Here is a 15,483-nt window from a genome sequence, read left to right on the forward strand (position 1 = left end):
GACTTCAGTGCTGCCAGGTGATGTCGAGGCGGTCGGCTGTGGTGGTGAAGTGGGCGGGCGTGCCGGAGCCGGCGGTCAGGCGGCCGTCGGCCGCCCAGCGTCCTGTCGGCCCGGGTTCGGGGGCGTCTCCGCGACCGATCAGGTACTCCACGAAGGTGCCGTCGGCGCGGAACTCCACCCCCCGCCGGCCGCGGGCCGGCGGGAAGGCGAAGTCGTCGCGGCGGTAGACGCTGATCCCGTCGTGGTCCTCCTCGGCGGAATGCGTCCAGTGCCCGATCGGTGAGGCGGTCAGATCTTCACTTCCTGTCCGATCGCGGCGGGTGTCTCGGGGATCGTGACCTTGAAGTCGCTGATCACGCCGCCGAGCGCCTCGTACCCGGTGACCGACGGTCCCCAGGCCGAGCCGTCCCACCACTTGTGGTACAGCTGCTTGTCGGTGCCGGTGACGAACACGTCCAGCCGGTTCGCGTCCCACGAGACCACGCGCGGCTCGTCGGTGCAGATCCCGCCCATGTACTCGTACCCCGTGACGGACGGTCCCCACGCGGAGCCGTCCCACCACTTGTGGTACAGCGCGGAGTCGGTGCCGAGGACGAACACGTCCAGCCGGTCGGAGCCCCACGAGACGACGGTCGGCGCCGACGTACACACGCCGCCCATGTACTCGTAGCCCGACCAGGACGAGCCGTCCCACCACTTGTGGTACAGCGCGGAGTCGGTGCCGATCACGAACAGGTCGAGCCGGTTCTCGCCCCAGGCCACCACCCGCGGCGGCGAGGCGCAGACCCCGCCGAGGTACTCGTACCCGTTCCAGGACGAGCCGTCCCACCACTTGTGGTAGACCGCGTTGTCGGTGCCGAGCACGAACGCGTCCAGCCGGTTCTCGCCCCAGGCAACGACTTCGGGCGGGCTCATGCAGATCCCGCCGAGGTACTCGTAGCCGTTCCAGGACGAGCCGTCCCACCACTTGTGGTACAGCGCCCGGTCGGTGCCGAGGACGAACGCGTCGAGCCGGTTCGGGCCCCAGGTCGCCAGCCGCGGCGGGCTCGTACAGACGCCGCCGAGGTACTCGTAGCCGTTCCACGACGAGCCGTCCCACCACTTGTGGTACAGCGCGTGATCGGTGCCGAGGACGAACGCGTCCAGCCGGTTCGGCCCCCAGGACGCGACTTCAGGAGCGCTCATGCAGATCCCACCCTGGTACTCGTAACCCGCGACGGACGGTCCCCAGGCCGATCCGTCCCACCACTTGTGATACATCGCCAGGTCGGTGCCGAGCACGAACGCGTCCAGCCGGTTCGCGCCCCAGGCCACCACCGATCCGGCCGGTTCCGGCGTCCCGGCGCCGCCGCCGCCGAAGTCCGGCAGGTCCTTGCGGACGGTGTCCAGGCAGGCCTGCATCCGGGTCACCTGGTCGGCCGTGAACATGACCATGCCGCGGTCGTCGGTGTAGTCCATGTAGTCGTAGAACAGGTCGCCGTTCGGCCCGTTGCTGCACGTCACGTGCGGGAACGTCGGTACGCCGAAGTTCGGGCCGGCCGCGTTCGGGGTGTCGGCGCATTCGTCGCTGCCGCTGCAGCCGCTGCCGTCGTCACCCCAGATGTGGAACAGGTTCAGGTAATGCCCGACCTCGTGGGTGGCAGTGCGCCCGAGGTCGAACGGCGCCGCCGCCGTGCCGTTCGTGCCGAACCCGCTGTGCAGGATCACGACGCCGTCGGTGTTCGCCGGTCCGCCCGGGAACTGCGCGTACCCGAGCAGGCCGCCGCCGAGCTGGCACACCCAGATGTTCAGGTAGTGCGCCGTGTCCCAGGGGTCGATGCCGCCGGTCGCCGACGACTTCACCTTGTCGTCGGTGCCGAAGCTCGTGCTGGTGGTCTGGGTCCGGGTGATGCCGGTCGTCGGGTTCCCGTTCGGGTCCTCGGTGGCCAGGTAGAACTCGATCCTCGAGTCCGTGATCAGACCGCTGAAGACACCCGGCACGATGCTGGTGTCCGGGTTCGTGGCGCGGTAGTCGCGGTTCAGCACGTCGATCTGGCTGTCGATCTGGGCCTGCGAGATGTTCTGCGCGTTGGTGTTCCAGACGACGTGCACGACGACCGGGATGCGCGCGATCCCGGTGAAGCGCTCCTCGCCGGCGACGTACGCCATCGTCGCGGTCTCGAGCGCCGACCGCGCCGCGGCGTACCCGGGCGAGGTCGACAGCAGCCGCCGGTGCACGTCCATCACACCGCACTCGCGACGGGTCGGGTACTCGGTCCGCCCGCCGTCGGTCGCGCCGCTCATACCGGCACCACCGGCCTGGCCGCCGCTCATGTTCGCGGCCGGCGACCCGCCACCGCCCATGCCGGCCGCGGGCGATCCGCTGCTGGTCATGTTCGCCGTACCGCTCGATGCGGCCGGGCTGTTCATCCCGGCCGTCGGCATGCCGTCCGCCGCGGGCTGTCCGTTCGCGGTCTGCACGTCCGGCTCGGTCGCCGGTGACTCGCCCGGCATCCGGTGCTCGTCGCGGTGCTTGTCCGCTCGCCCGTTGGCCTTCCTCGGCATCTTTCCCCCTTCCGCGGGGGCACCCGAGCAGGCCGGCGTACGCCGAACCGAAGCGATCACCCCCAGCGCGCCCTCGATCGAAGACGGCCCTGCCGTCTTCCCCCACCGAACAGTCGGCCCCCAAACGCCCTGCTCTGCGATTCACGATCCGCCGATCACCGACCGCGCACAAGGCTTCGTACACCCGGCAGTCAACTTCGCCGGAACCCTTGTCGCGGTTGGAGAATTTCAGCAGCGGCCTGGTGGGAGGTGGGACCCTGGCAGGGTGAAGAGTTTGACCGACTGGTTGCTGGGTCTGCACGGCATCGCCGTGTACGGGATGGTCGGCTTGCTGGTCTTCGCCGAGGACGCGTTGTTCGTCGGGTTCGTGCTGCCGGGGGAGACCGCGGCGGTGCTCGGCGGGGTGACGGCCGCGCTCGGGCACACGTCACTGCCGGTGATCCTGGTGGTCGTCGTCGGGGCGGCGATCCTCGGCGACAGCGTCGGCTACGAGGTCGGGCGGTACTTCGGGCCGCACCTGCTCACGCACCGCGTGCTGCAGCGACGGGCGGGACGACTCGAGGCAGCGCGGAAGCAGCTCGCGGAGCGGGGCGGTGCGGCGGTGTTCCTCGGGCGGTTCGTGGCGTTCCTGCGCGCGACGATGCCCGCCCTGGCCGGGATGTCCGGGATGCGGTACCTGAAGTTCCTCGCGTTCAACGCGGCCGGCGGGATCGTGTGGGGCACGGCCGTAGTCCTGCTCGGGTATCTCGCCGGCAACTCGTACTCCCGCGTGGAGAAGACGTTCGGCCGCGTCGCGGCTCTGGTCGTGGCGGGCGTCGTCGTGGCCGCGATCGTGGCCTGGCGGGTCCGCCGGCACCGGGCCGAACGGGTGCGGTAGGTCAGATCGCGCGTTCCCACATCGTGCGCTGGGCCACCGGGCGGAAGCCGAGCTTGGTGTTGACGGCGATCATCGGCGCGTTCTCGGGGGCGTTCCAGGTGTGGAGTACGGCGGGGAGCGGGACGCCGGCCTGCAGGGCGCGGAGGTTCGGGGCCTTCACCGCGATGCCGAGGCCCTTGCCGCGGTGGGTACGGCGTACGTAGGTGTCGTACTGGTTGAGGCGCTCGGGCGTTTCCGGCGTACCGCCCATCTGGGTGTACGCCGCGAGCTCGCCCGAGGCGGTGTGGACGGCGGCCGTAGTGTAGGTGAACCGGCCCTGGGCGAGCCGCCGCTCTTCGGTGTCGCGGACCAGCTCGGGCGTCCACCGCAGCGCCGCGGTCGTGCGGTCGCCGGTCGGTACGTCCTCGCTCATCCCGCTGAGCAGCTCGACGAACTGCGGCATCCACTCGTCCGGCGCGTGCTCCCGCCACTGGACGATCTCGTACCCGTCCACCGAATGCTCCGGGAGGCCCGCCAGCGGCAGCTCGGCCACCTGATGCAGCTCAGCATGCTTCTTCACGAACCCGCGCGCCGCGGCGAACGCCGTACCCGGGCTCTCACCGGTCACCGGATCGCCGGCCATGTTCGTCCCCGACACGATGCTCCGGCCCTCGGCCTTCGCACGGTCGATCGCGGCGTCGAGCAGCCTCGTCGCGACCCCGCGCCGCCGGTACTCCGGCGCGACGGCCAGCTCCACGTCGACGGTGTCGGTGTTCCCCACCAGCCACCAGTCGAGCCACGCGATCCCGAGCCACGCGTCCCCGTCCACCAGCCCCAGCCCGTCCGCCCGCACTTCGGCATGCTCCCGAGCCATCACCACCCGAGCCTCCTCCACCCCCATCCCGGCCGGAAACTCCAACTCCTCCCGCCGCACCCCGAACTTCACCGCATAAAACCGCCGAAACACATCCGCATCCGACCCGTCAACCCTGATGATCTCCACCCGCCGACCCTACGCACCCACCCCACGCCCTGCTCCCCATTTACACCTGCGGCGTGCACGGCGGACAGGTAGTGCACCGCCGAGACACCGTACGCGCGACCAGCTTCACGCTCAGGTGCACTACCCGACGGACCGACACCTCCTGTCGGGCCGCACACCCGAGCTAGCATCCCCGAATGCCGCAGTACCACTTCGGGGTGTACGCACGGATCCGCGACGCCGCCCGGCTCCTCTTGGTTCAGAAGACCCGAGGGCCGTACACCGGTCTCCTGGACCTCCCCGGCGGCCGCCCCGAACCCGGCGAAACCTGGCCACAAACCCTCGAACGCGAGCTGCAAGAAGAACTCGGCCTGACCGTCAGCCCCATCGGTGACTTCCGGCCCTTCGCGATTCACGTCCGGCAGTCGTCCACCGGCACTCCGATCGACTTCCACCACCACGGCGTGGTCCTGGACCTCACCCTCCTCTCACCACCCGCAGCGGTCACCTCCCCGGACACCGCCGGCCACGAGTGGTTCGACCTCCACACCGACGACAGGACGCGCCTGAGCGCCGCCGTACGCGCAGTCCTCCGGGAACAGCTGCCGGGGTCTGTGAACAAGTAATAGCTTGTTCACAGACCCCGGGAGCTGTCTTCCCCGGAGGGACGACAGCTGGGCGGCAGCTGAAGCAAGTCGTCTGCGATGTGCTCGGGGGACCGGGGTGCGGTCACGTCCAGGTGGTTCAATGCCAATTGCTGCGACTGGTAGTGCTCGACGACATGTGCCGGGACCTCCCGCCCGGGGTCGGTCCACGGCCGCCCGGGATGCCGGCCGGGCTGGTCGGTGGAGACCAGCACGACGCGCAAGGCTAGTGGTGGGGGCGGAGGGCTCGGTTGGCGGCGGGTTCGGCTATTTGGGCGCGGAACTCGTTGGCGGGGTAGACGCCGAGGATGCGGACCTCGACGGAGAAGAAGGCGAGTTCCTCGAGGGCGAGGGCGACGTTGGGGTCCTCGGGGTGGCCTTCGATGTCGGCGTAGAACTGGGTGGCGAAGAACATGCCGCCGAGCTGGTACGACTCCAGCTTGGTCATGTTCACGCCGTTGGTCGCGAATCCGCCGAGCGCCTTGTAGAGCGCCGCCGACACGTTCCGCACGCGGTACACGAACGACGTGATCACCGGGCCGGAGTCCACCGGCGGTACGTCGGGCTCGCGGGACAGGACCAGGAAGCGGGTCGTGTTGTGGTGCTCGTCCTCGACGTCCGAGGCCAGCGTCTCGAGCCCGTACAGCCCGGCCGCGGCCCGCGGTGACAGCGACGCGACGGTCGGGTCGCCGAGCTCGGACACCTCGCGCGCCGCCCCCGCCGTATCGTCCGCGACGACCGTCGACCAGCCGTGCTCGCGGATGATCTTGCGGCACTGCCCGAGCGCGTGCACGTGGCTGCGCACGGTCCGGATCCGGTCGAGCGACGTGCCCGGGACGCCGAGCAGCTGGAAGTGGATCGGCAGGAAGTACTCGCCGACGATGTGCAGCCCGGACTCCGGCAGCAGGTGGTGGATGTCCGCGACCCGGCCCGCGATCGAGTTGTCCACCGGGATCATCGCCAGCCCGGCCCGGCCGCTGCTGACCGCCTCGAGCGCGTCCTCGAACGTCGTACAGGGCAGCTGCTCGCGGTCCGGGAACATGTCGGTGCACGCCATCGCCGAGTTGGCGCCTGGCTCACCCTGGTAAGCGATCGGTCCGTCCACGATCTCCCAGGGTAGACCCACCCGATCTCACCAACCGGATCAGGTGTCCGTCTTGCGGACCTTCTCCGGCGCCCCGGTGACCGCGCGGCCCTCGAGGGCCTTGGCCTTGGTGGCGTACATGTCGATGTACTCCTGGCCGGACAGCTCCATGATCTTGTACATGATCTCGTCGGTGACCGCGCGCAGGATCAGCCGGTCGCCCTCCATGCCCTCGTACCGCGAGAAGTCGAGCGGCTCGCCGAACTTCACCGTCGGCGAGGCGAACGACGCTACGACCTTTCCGGGCGGGGCGACCACGTCGGTGCCGATCACGCCGCACGGGATCACCGGCACCTTGGCCTCCAGCGCCAGCCGCGCGACCCCGGTCCGGCCCTTGTACAGCCGGCCGTCGTGCGAGCGCGTGCCCTCCGGGTAGATCCCGAACAGCTCGCCACGCTCGAGCACCTTCATCCCCGCCCGCATCGCGCCCTCGGACGCCGACCCGCCGGACCGGTCGATCGGCACCTGGCCGGTGCCCTTGAAGAACCCGCGCTGGAACCGGCCCTTGATCCCGGCGCCGGTGAAGTAGTCGGACTTCGCGACGAACGTGACGCGCCGGCGCAGTACCAGCGGCATGAAGATCCAGTCGGAGTACGAGAGGTGGTTGCTGGCGATGATCGCGGGCCCGGTCTCCGGGACGTTCTCGGCGCCGACCACGTTCGGCCGGAAGATCCGCTTCACCGGCGGTCCGACGATCACGTTCTTCAGCACCCAGTAGATGCCCTTGCCGTCGCCGTCACCGGCATCCACGACCGCAGGGTCCGGCTCCCGCCGCGGCGACTGTGCCGGTTCCGTCATCGAATTCCCTTCATCTGAGAGGACGCGGCCTCACGCTTCCCCGACCCCTCATGATGCCGCACGATCGCCCGCTTGGCTCGTACGTCGCCACGCGGGAACTCCTCACACGCCCGGCCGGAGCTTCGTAAGCTGCTGACGGCACCGTCGCCCAGGTGGGGGAGAGAACCATGCGCATCAAGCTCCTGACCGCGGTCCTCGCGCTGCTCGCCGGCGTCCTCGCGGCGCTGCCCGCGCGGGCAGCCGCGCCGGACGCGACCGTCGTACCGATCCAGGTCACCGGCCCCGCCGCGTCACGGTTCAACCTGGTGGTGATGGGCGACGGCTACACCGCGGCCGAGCTGCCGAAGTTCCGGGAGCAGCTGGACAAGCACTTGAACATCCTCTGGAGCATCGAGCCGTTCAAGTCGTACCGGAACTACGTCAACGTGTACGCCGTCGAGATCGCCTCGCCCGAGTCCGGCGTCGACTGCGATCCGGGCCTCACCGACCCGAAGCGCGACACCCCGTTGCAGATGGGGTTCTGGGGCGGCTGCAACCCGGGCAGCGTGCAGCGGCTGCTGACGGTCAGCCAGGCGGCCGCGACCCAGTACGCCGACCTGGTCCCCGGCACCACCAGCGCCAACCGGCAGATTCTTGCTATCGGCAACAGCGACACGTACGGCGGTGCGGGCGGGACGTACGCCACAGCGTCCGGCGGCAATGCGCTCTCCGCCCTGATCACGCCGCACGAGCTCGGCCACTCGCTCGGCGGGCTGCAGGACGAGTACGACTACTACGCCCGCGGCGAGCGCGGAGCGCCGTACCAAGGGCCCGAGCCGTCCTCGATCCACCACACGTTGCTGACCGAGCAGCAGATGCTGGCGCAGCAGAAGAAGTGGTACCGCTGGCTGGGCGAGCCGTCCGAGTCCGGCGGGATGATCGGCCGGTACGAGGGCGGGATGTACGCCGGATCGGGCGTCTGGCGGCCCAGCGCCCACTCGATGATGAAAGCCCTGGGGTACTACTTCGACCAGCCGTCGCGGGAGCGGATGACGCAGCGCCTCTCCGCGAAGGCGAATCTGTTCCAGGACAGCACCCCGGCCGGCCGCGTCGCTCCTGGCCAGGTCGTCTGGCTGCAGACGCTGCATCCGGTCGACCACGAGCTCGACGTCACCTGGACGCTCGACGGCACGGCGCTGCCGACGGCGAATGCGCGGAGCGTCGACCTGTCGGCGCTCGACCTCGCGCCCGGCACGCACACGCTGACGGCGACGATCGTCGACCCGACCGAGTTCATCCGCGATCCCGCCGTCCGCCCGACCGCAGTCCGATTGTGGACAATCGACCCGGCTGCCACCGCACCGCTGCCCACGACGCCGACGTTCACCAGCTCGACCTCGACAGAGCACCCGGTGAGCGCCGACGAGGTCGTGTACGCCGAGACCGCGCAGTCCGCCGGTGCGATCACGTGGAAGGTCGACGGTCGGATTGTCGACAATCCGGGTAACGACCGCGACCTCGACCTGGCGCCGCTGGCGCTGACCGGCCGGCACACGCTGACCGCGACAGCCGGCACCGAGACACGCACCTGGGACGTCGACGGCATCCAACCGGTGGTCACGCCAACGATGTCGAAACCCCTGCTCGCAGTGCAGAAACCGAGCGGACCCGAGTACATCTACAACGACGCGTTCACGATGGGGCTGGCGGCGCACGACGACAGCGCGGGGTACGTCGTCCCGGAGTTCCGCGTCGACGGCGACGGTTGGTACAACTACTACGGCTGGCCGACCGACGCGTCCGCGCCGTTCCGGTTCACCGCCGAGGGGACGACGATCGACCAGCTCGTGTACGGCAAGCTCGGCGTACCGCGGATCGTGCCGTGGGACGACGTCCCGCCTGGGTACGGGCGTCATCGGGTCGAGTACCGCGCCATCGATGCCACCGGCAACATCGGCGACCCGCGTTCGTTCGCCGTCACGCTGCTCCGCCCGGCACCGGCCTGTACGACGACCGTCACCGGGACGCACGACGGCGCGCTGTCCGTGCGCACAGGCGTCACCTGCTTGACCGGCGCGACCGTGAACGGCCCGATCCTCGTCGCCGCCGGCGCGTCCCTGGTGGCGACCGACTCGCGCCTCAACGGCCCGGTCCGGGCCGATCAGGCCGCCGATCTGCACCTGCTGCGCTCCACGATCACCGGACCGGTCAGCGCGAACGGCATCAGCCGCAGCCTGGTCGCGGTCGGCAGCACGGTCCAGGGGCCGGTCTCCGTCACGAACAGCCGCACGACCGACCCGGCCACGCTCGCCGGGAACACCGTCGACGGCCCGCTGACCTGCTCCGGAAACGCTCCCACGCCGACCAACCTGGAGGCGCCGAACCAGGTGTCGGGGCCGCGCTCAGGGCAGTGCGCGAAGCTCTGAGCGAGCCGGACATGCACGTGAGCCTCGCCGACATGTCCGCGGCGAGGCAGCGCCTCTAACTTTTCTGGTGCGGGGAGTTCCCGCCGTACTGGAGGAGAGAGATGAACGGACTGCGGGTGGCCTCGTTGATGCTGGCGACGATGACGACGGGGCTGGTGGCCGGCGTGTACGCGATCTACGCGAACGCGTTCATGCCGGGCCTGGCGAAGACCGACGACAGGACCTTCGTCAGCGCGTTCCAGGCGGTCGACCGGGCGATCGTGAACCCGTTGTTCCTGGGCCTCGGCTTCGTCGGCGCACTGCTCTTCACGCTGCTCGCGGGGCTGTTCAGCCTCAAGGAGAAGGCGCTGCCGTGGATCGCGGTCGCGTTCGTGCTGTACCTGGTCACGGTGATCCTGACGATCGCGGTCAACGTCCCGCTGAACGACGCGCTCAAGGCGGCCGGGGACCCGGCGACGATCGACGTCGCCGCGGCCCGCGCGGCGTTCGACGAGGCGAAGTGGGTGACCTTCAACCTGGTCCGGACCCTGCTCGCGCTGGTCTCGTTCGGGATCCTCGGCTGGGCCCTCTATCTGACCGGTAAGTCCGCGGTCCAGCCCTGAGGTCGTCTGGCCGGTAGCGTTCGTCGCGAACCGGCGACCGGGGAGGCAGCGGTCACGAGCGCCTTGTGTTTCGCCGTCTGGGGCGCGGTGAGCCTGCTGGGTACGTCGTGGCTCTGCGGCGCGACGTCGGCGCCCGAAGATACCTGCGTGGTCAGCCTTCCCGGCGATGTGTCGCTGGTGTGGCGCATCCTCGCCGTGATTGTCGCCGGCTACCTGCTCCTCCTCGTCACGCTCGACCCGGAACGCTCCGCCGAACGCTCGACGGCCGCCGGTTCTCCGGAACCGTGACGCTCGGCGACGTCAGGGTCTGGCGCCCGAGCTCGACGTCGTCATCGCGTACGAGTCGCCGGCCGGAACCCACGTGCTGCCGGGCGGATGCGGACCTCGCCCGACCGGGTGCCCGCCGACGGCAGCCGGGTGGTCGTTTTCGACGATCTCCGTGGGGTCGTGCACGTCGAGCTGGACCTGGACGCCGAGTTCGCCTTCGAGCCGGAGGAGCGGTACACCGCGTCCGAATGAGCGCGAGGCGGCCGGTCTTTGACACACTGTCGGCGTGCCACCAGTTCAAGCTCCGCCGTCGCAGCAACTCCCCGCCGTCCAGAAACTGCGGGTGAGGTTCGCCAAGCGCGGGCGGTTGCGATTCACCTCACACCGCGACTTCCAGCGGGCGTTCGAGCGCGCCGTACGGCGGGCCGAGCTGCCGGTGGCGTTCTCGCACGGCTTCAGCCCGCACCCGAAGATCTCGTACGCCGGCGCCGCGCCGACCGGGGCCGCCTCGGAGGCGGAGTATCTGGAGATTTCGCTCACACAGGAGCGGGACGCCGAGCAGGTCCGGGCCGCGCTCGACGAGGCGCTGCCGCCCGGTCTGGACGTCCTCGAGGTGGTCGTCGCCGGGCCGGGTGCGCTGGCGGAGCGGCTGGAGGCCAGTGAGTGGCGGATCGCGTTGCCGGGGGCGGATCCGGAGGCGGCCGCGGCGGCGGTGCGGGCGTTCCTCGACCGGGAGGAAATTCCGGTCGAGCGCATGACCAAACGAGGGCTTCGCTCGTTCGACTGTCGGGCTGCCGTTCTCCGACTCACCGTCGCGAGTGAACCGGGGTCGGTTGCGGCGTGTGCGATACTGCAAGTGGTGTTACGGCACGGAACCCCGGCCGTGAGACCCGACGACGTTCTCGCCGGCGTGCTCGAGGTAGCGACGCTCCCGGTGACGGGCCCGGCTCTTTTGACCAGGCTCGCCCAGGGCCCGCTCACCACGGACACCGGCACGGTGGAAGACCCGCTCGCTCGTGACCGCGACGCCAACCAGGCGACCGCGACCGGCCAGGCAGGTCCCCACCAGACGCACACAGCGGAGGGCGACGCCGCCGCTCCCTCTGTGCCCTGAGCGCGGGCGGAGCGGATCCAGCAGGCTTCCGCCGTACCGCGGCCCGTGCAGTACCCGAGGGCCAGGTGGGGCGAACCGTGACCGCCTTGTGGCCGCGCCCGGACCCGTGACAGGGGTCGCAGGATGCGCCGGAGGGCTTGAGGAGACCCGCACTACATGCTCGACAACGAGCCGACCACCGAAGCAGCCGAAACCGCTGCCCCCGCCCAGCCCGCCGCCTCTGCGCGCAGGACCGCCAAGAAGGCCGCGGCCGCGAAGAAGACCAGCACGCCGCGCAAGCGTGCGGCGAAGAAGACCGTCGCCGACGACGTGACGGCGGTCCCGACCCAGTCCGACGACCAGACGGCCGACCCGGCCCCGGCGCCGGCGAAGAAGGCGGCCGCCAAGAAGGCCGCCGCGAAGAAGACGACGGCCACGAAGGCCGCCGCGAAGGCCCCGGCCAAGAAGACCGCCGCCAAGCGCCCCGCGAAGAAGGCGGCCGGCCAGGACGCGTTCCCGGAGTTCGCCGAGGAGACCGCGACGTCCACCGCGGACGCCGGCCCGGTCGTCGAGAACGCGCCGGTCGCGAAGAAGACCACCCGCAAGCGCACCGCCAAGAAGGCGGCCGCCCCGCTTCCGGCCGACGACTCCCCGGTCACGGACGGCCCCGTCGCCGACGCCACCGCGGACGCCACCGCCGGTGCGGGTGCGGACGCGGCGCCCGCGGACGACGCGCCGGCCCGCAAGCGCACCTCCCGCCGCCGTACGTCGAAGACCGCGGCCGTCGACCCCGCTGTCGACCCCGCTGTCGACCCCGCTGTCGACTCCGCTGCCGTCGGGGGCCCCCGCGAGACGGCCGCTGACGCGGACGGCGGTCGCAGCACCCGCCGCGGCCGCAACACCCGCGCCCGGGCCGCAGCCGAGGACGGCGCCGACGCGCCGACCGCTGCCCCGGCTGAGGCGGCTGCCCCGGCTGAGGCGGCTGCCGAGGCTCCGGCCGAGGAGACGGGCACCCGGCGGACCCGCCGGCGCGCCGCCGCCCCCGCGGCCGTGCTGTTCCAGGCGCCCGTCGAGACTTCCCAGGCCAAGGCGCAGAAGGCGCCCGCGCAGGCCGAGGCGACCAGCCCGGTCGAGGCGACCAGCCCGGTCGAGGCGACCTCCGACACCACCCCGGTGCCGGGCGACGACGAGCAGCCGCCGACCACGCGCCGCCGCCGGAGCCGCCGCAACCGCGACGCGGAGCCGCAGACCGCCGAGACCCCCGAAGAGGTCGCGGCCGACCGTGCCGCGCCGGTCCTGGAGGCCGCCGAGGCGGTCGCCGACGAGACCGAGGCCCAGACGGACGTCCAGACGGATGTCCAGACGGATGCCCAGACGGATGCGCAGACGGATGCGCAGACCGAGGCCGAGGACGGCGAGGAGGGCGGCGAGGGCACCCGTCGTCGCCGGCGCCGCCGCGGCGGTCGCCGCCGCCGCAAGTCCGGTGACGGGGACGGCGCCGAGGACAGCGCCGACGAGCAGGACGCCGACGACCACGACGACGACTCCGAGCAGGACGCCGACGCCCAGGCCGAGGACGCCGACCAGGACGGTGCGGGCACCGACGAGGACGGCGAGTCCGGCAGCAGCTCGTCCCGCCGTCGCCGCCGCCGTCGCCGCCGCAAGGGCGAGGAGGGCGCCGCGTCCCCGGACGACCCCGACGAGACCGTCGTCCGGGTCCGGGAGCCGCGCAGCAAGAACACCGCGAACGAGATCACCGCGGTCGAGGGCTCGACCCGCCTGGAGGCGAAGAAGCAGCGCCGCCGCGAGGGCCGTGCCGCCGGCCGCCGCCGCGCGCCGATCGTCACCGAGGCCGAGTTCCTGGCCCGGCGCGAGTCGGTCGAGCGGACGATGGTGATCCGGTCCCGCGAGGACCTGACCCAGATCGCGGTCTCCGAGGACAACGTGCTGGTCGAGCACTACGTGACGACGGCGGAGCAGACCTCGCTGATCGGCAACGTGTACCTCGGCCGCGTGCAGAACGTGCTGCCCAGCATGGAGGCGGCGTTCATCGACATCGGCAAGGGCCGCAACGCGGTGCTGTACGCCGGTGAGGTCGACTGGGCCACCCTCGGCGGCGCGAACGGCCCGCGCAAGATCGAGCAGGTGCTGAAGTCCGGCCAGTCGGTCCTGGTCCAGGTGACCAAGGACCCGATCGGCCACAAGGGCGCCCGCCTGACCAACCAGATCAGCCTGCCCGGCCGGTACGTCGTGTACGTGCCGCGCGGCGGCAACGGCGGCATCAGCCGCAAGCTGCCCGACACCGAGCGGAACCGGCTGAAGACGATCCTCAAGGACATCGTCCCCGACGAGGCCGGCGTGATCGTCCGGACCGCCGCCGAGGGCGCGTCGGAGGAGGAGCTGACCGCCGACGTCAGCCGCCTGCAGGCCGCCTGGGAGGACATCGAGAAGAAGTCCAAGAACGGCCAGGCCCCGCAGTTGCTGTACGGCGAGCCGGACCTGCTGATCCGCGTCGTCCGCGACCTGTTCACCGAGGACTTCGCCAAGCTGGTGATCTCCGGAGACCGGGCCTACGACCAGGTCCGGGAGTACGTCGAGGGCGTCGCGCCGCATCTGGCCGACCGGGTCGAGAAGTGGAGCGGCGACGGCGACGTCTTCGCGAACTACCGGATCGACGAGCAGATCAAGAAGGCGCTGGACCGCAAGGTCTGGCTGCCGTCCGGCGGCTCGCTGATCATCGACCGCACCGAGGCGATGACGGTCGTCGACGTGAACACCGGCAAGTTCACCGGCTCCGGCGGCAACCTCGAGGAGACCGTCACCAAGAACAACCTGGAGGCGGCCGAGGAGATCGTCCGGCAGCTCCGGCTCCGCGACATCGGCGGCATCATCGTGATCGACTTCATCGACATGGTGCTGGAGTCGAACCGGGACCTGGTGCTGCGCCGGCTGGTCGAGTGCCTGGGCCGCGACCGCACCAAGCACCAGGTCGCCGAGGTCACCTCGCTCGGCCTGGTCCAGATGACCCGGAAGCGGATCGGCACCGGTCTGCTCGAGGCGTTCAGCGAGAACTGCGACCACTGCGGCGGCCGCGGGCTGATCCTGCACGACGAGCCGAAGGAGTCCCGTCGCCGCGACGGTCGCAACGGCCAGAGCGGAAACAGCCAGAGCGGAAACGGCCAGAGCGGAAACGGTCAGGGCGGTCACGACCACGGCAAGCAGGCGGAGGAGGGCGGCCGCAAGAGCTCGCGCCGCCGCCGCGGCAAGGGCCGCGGCGAGGACGAGCAGGCCGCCGAGCCGGAGGCGCCGCAGCACAACGGCGACGCCGCCCAGAGGCTGGCCCAGATCGCTGCGGCGACCGCGAAGAAGGACGAGGCTGACGCCACGCCGGTCGCGGTGGACGGTACGCCGGAGCCCACCGGCTACCCGGTCTCCGCGGACGCGGAGGAGCACGTGAGCCCGGAGGCCACCGGCTTCCCGGCCCCGGCCGCCGAGACCGCACCCGAGTCTGCCGAGGCGACCGAGGTCGTCGAGGCCGACGCGGCGCAGAACGGCGCACCGAAGACCACCCGGCGGCGGCGCAGCAGCCGCAGCCGGAGCAAGACCGCTACCGACGGTGACGCGACCGAGCCTTCGGAACTCGTCACCACCGGCAGCTGACCCGATTTCAACTTTGCAGGCTCAACCCTGTAAAGTTGAGCGGGTGCGCTCGGCGCACCCTACTCGTGTCGGTGTGAAAGTGTGTGAGGAGTTCGTCCTCGCGACGACCTCACACCATCACACCCGTAAGTTTTCCGATCCAGCAGAGAGTGAGATCCACGGTGTACGCGATCGTGCGCAGTGGCGGCACCCAGCAGAAGGTCGCCGTCGGCGATGTCATCGAGATCGACAGCCTGACCGAGAAGGTGGGCGACACCGTCGCGCTGCCGGCGGTCCTCGTCGTCGATGGCGACACCGTGACGGCCGACGCCGCGGCGCTGGCCAACGTGGCCGTGTCGGCTGAGGTTCTCGGCCGCACCAAGGGCCCGAAGATCAACATCCTCAAGTACAAGAACAAGACCGGTTACCGCAAGCGCCAGGGGCACCGTCAGCACTACACCCAGGTCAAGGTCACCGCGATCGACGCGAAGAAGAAGTGAGCTGATCAA

At 70.7% G+C, this 15,483-nt stretch carries 14 protein-coding genes; 9 read left to right on the forward strand and 5 right to left on the reverse strand.

Annotation, left to right across the window (positions count from 1 at the left end; genetic code table 11):
- Positions 1–4: 4 nt before the first annotated feature.
- Together AB0L64_RS20905 and AB0L64_RS20910 are read right to left on the reverse strand one after the other, a co-directional pair.
- Complete coding sequence (locus tag AB0L64_RS20905) at positions 5–178, reverse strand: hypothetical protein (RefSeq protein WP_363712313.1); 174 nt, start codon at positions 176–178, stop codon at positions 5–7.
- Positions 179–288: 110 nt separating this feature from the next.
- Positions 289–2,544 (reverse strand): M43 family zinc metalloprotease, encoded by a 2,256-nt coding sequence (locus AB0L64_RS20910; RefSeq protein WP_363712315.1) that lies wholly within the window; start codon positions 2,542–2,544, stop codon positions 289–291.
- 265 nt (positions 2,545–2,809) lie between these two features.
- Here AB0L64_RS20910 and AB0L64_RS20915 point away from each other — a divergent pair, with 265 nt between their 5' ends.
- Positions 2,810–3,421, forward strand: a complete 612-nt coding sequence (locus AB0L64_RS20915; RefSeq protein WP_363712317.1) for a DedA family protein — start codon at positions 2,810–2,812, stop codon at positions 3,419–3,421.
- A 1-nt stretch (position 3,422) separates the two neighbouring features.
- Here AB0L64_RS20915 and AB0L64_RS20920 read toward each other — a convergent pair whose 3' ends face one another.
- Positions 3,423–4,346 carry a GNAT family N-acetyltransferase gene (locus AB0L64_RS20920; protein ID WP_363712319.1) on the reverse strand — a complete coding sequence of 308 codons (924 nt, stop codon included), beginning with the start codon at positions 4,344–4,346 and terminating at the stop codon, positions 3,423–3,425.
- 233 nt (positions 4,347–4,579) lie between these two features.
- Between AB0L64_RS20920 and AB0L64_RS20925 the strand changes: the two genes are divergently transcribed.
- Positions 4,580–5,008: an NUDIX domain-containing protein gene (locus AB0L64_RS20925; protein ID WP_363712322.1), complete on the forward strand. Its 429-nt coding sequence runs from the start codon at positions 4,580–4,582 to the stop codon at positions 5,006–5,008.
- A 244-nt stretch (positions 5,009–5,252) separates the two neighbouring features.
- Here the strand turns inward: AB0L64_RS20925 and AB0L64_RS20930 are convergent, their stop codons facing one another.
- Positions 5,253–6,131 (reverse strand): prephenate dehydratase, encoded by an 879-nt coding sequence (locus AB0L64_RS20930; RefSeq protein ID WP_355689308.1) that lies wholly within the window; start codon positions 6,129–6,131, stop codon positions 5,253–5,255.
- A 39-nt stretch (positions 6,132–6,170) separates the two neighbouring features.
- Complete coding sequence (locus tag AB0L64_RS20935) at positions 6,171–6,968, reverse strand: lysophospholipid acyltransferase family protein (protein WP_359937830.1); 798 nt, start codon at positions 6,966–6,968, stop codon at positions 6,171–6,173.
- 167 nt (positions 6,969–7,135) lie between these two features.
- On the opposite strand from AB0L64_RS20935, the gene AB0L64_RS20940 reads away from it, so the two are divergent.
- The 7 genes from AB0L64_RS20940 (at position 7,136) to rplU (ending at position 15,474) form a co-directional block, all read left to right on the forward strand.
- Entirely contained in the window at positions 7,136–9,373 is a 2,238-nt protein-coding gene (locus tag AB0L64_RS20940; RefSeq protein WP_363712325.1) for a M64 family metallopeptidase, read from the forward strand.
- A 101-nt stretch (positions 9,374–9,474) separates the two neighbouring features.
- Positions 9,475–9,975: a DUF1772 domain-containing protein gene (locus AB0L64_RS20945; RefSeq protein ID WP_359937821.1), complete on the forward strand. Its 501-nt coding sequence runs from the start codon at positions 9,475–9,477 to the stop codon at positions 9,973–9,975.
- A gap of 87 nt (positions 9,976–10,062) precedes the next feature.
- A complete protein-coding gene (locus AB0L64_RS20950) occupies positions 10,063–10,263 on the forward strand; it encodes a hypothetical protein (RefSeq protein WP_363712327.1) in 201 nt (66 codons plus the stop codon).
- A gap of 87 nt (positions 10,264–10,350) precedes the next feature.
- Complete coding sequence (locus AB0L64_RS20955; protein WP_363712329.1) at positions 10,351–10,494, forward strand: hypothetical protein; 144 nt, start codon at positions 10,351–10,353, stop codon at positions 10,492–10,494.
- 34 nt (positions 10,495–10,528) lie between these two features.
- Positions 10,529–11,356 (forward strand): TIGR03936 family radical SAM-associated protein, encoded by an 828-nt coding sequence (locus AB0L64_RS20960; protein ID WP_359937815.1) that lies wholly within the window; start codon positions 10,529–10,531, stop codon positions 11,354–11,356.
- A gap of 156 nt (positions 11,357–11,512) precedes the next feature.
- Positions 11,513–14,995: an Rne/Rng family ribonuclease gene (locus tag AB0L64_RS20965; protein ID WP_363712332.1), complete on the forward strand. Its 3,483-nt coding sequence runs from the start codon at positions 11,513–11,515 to the stop codon at positions 14,993–14,995.
- Between the two features lie 161 nt (positions 14,996–15,156).
- The gene (gene rplU, locus AB0L64_RS20970; RefSeq protein WP_344191216.1) at positions 15,157–15,474 is read left to right on the forward strand and encodes a 50S ribosomal protein L21; all 318 of its coding nucleotides are present in this window, start codon (positions 15,157–15,159) and stop codon (positions 15,472–15,474) included.
- Positions 15,475–15,483 lie beyond the last annotated feature (9 nt).

Source organism: Kribbella sp. NPDC051936 (assembly GCF_040680955.1).
Classification (GTDB): Bacteria; Actinomycetota; Actinomycetes; order Propionibacteriales; family Kribbellaceae; genus Kribbella.

What these genes read in the sequence shown, in the direction of transcription:
- AB0L64_RS20945 (WP_359937821.1), top strand. Translation starts at nt 9,475, where the DNA reads ATGAACGGACTGCGGGTGGCCTCGTTGATGCTGGCGACGATGACGACG.
- AB0L64_RS20940 (WP_363712325.1), top strand. Translation starts at nt 7,136, where the DNA reads ATGCGCATCAAGCTCCTGACCGCGGTCCTCGCGCTGCTCGCCGGCGTC.
- AB0L64_RS20965 (WP_363712332.1), top strand. Translation starts at nt 11,513, where the DNA reads ATGCTCGACAACGAGCCGACCACCGAAGCAGCCGAAACCGCTGCCCCC.
- AB0L64_RS20925 (WP_363712322.1), top strand. Translation starts at nt 4,580, where the DNA reads ATGCCGCAGTACCACTTCGGGGTGTACGCACGGATCCGCGACGCCGCC.
- AB0L64_RS20955 (WP_363712329.1), top strand. Translation starts at nt 10,351, where the DNA reads ATGCGGACCTCGCCCGACCGGGTGCCCGCCGACGGCAGCCGGGTGGTC.
- AB0L64_RS20935 (WP_359937830.1), bottom strand. Translation starts at nt 6,968, where the DNA reads ATGACGGAACCGGCACAGTCGCCGCGGCGGGAGCCGGACCCTGCGGTC.
- AB0L64_RS20910 (WP_363712315.1), bottom strand. Translation starts at nt 2,544, where the DNA reads ATGCCGAGGAAGGCCAACGGGCGAGCGGACAAGCACCGCGACGAGCAC.